The sequence below is a fragment of the Rhodococcus sp. ARC_M6 genome (assembly GCF_022810305.1).
Lineage (GTDB): Bacteria > Actinomycetota > Actinomycetes > Mycobacteriales > Mycobacteriaceae > Rhodococcus_F.
Window position 1 is genome coordinate 1 of the sequence record NZ_JALGQH010000126.1, and the last position, 250, is coordinate 250.

1 protein-coding gene is annotated in these 250 nt (G+C 60.0%); it reads right to left on the minus strand.

The features are described 5' to 3' along the window. The coding region (locus tag MTX36_RS29670; protein ID WP_243623227.1) for an IS3 family transposase at window positions 1–250 on the minus strand (250 nt) is incomplete at both ends.

Below are 250 nucleotides of genomic sequence, written 5' to 3' on the forward strand. Positions count from 1 at the left end.
CATCGGTGACCCACTTCTGATTCGGTGCGCTGGCGCAGAAGTCGCGGTCCAACACATTCGGTGCGACCTTGCCGGCATCGCCTCGATAGGAGTTGTATTTCTTTTTCCGCCGCACTTGGCAGATTAGTCCGAGTGCACGCATCAGTTTGAGCACGGTCTTCTTCGCCACCGACCAGCCAGCGTTGATCAGCACCTGGTGGATGCGGCGATGCCCGTAGCGGCCGTGGTTGTCGTCGAACGCCGCTGCGAT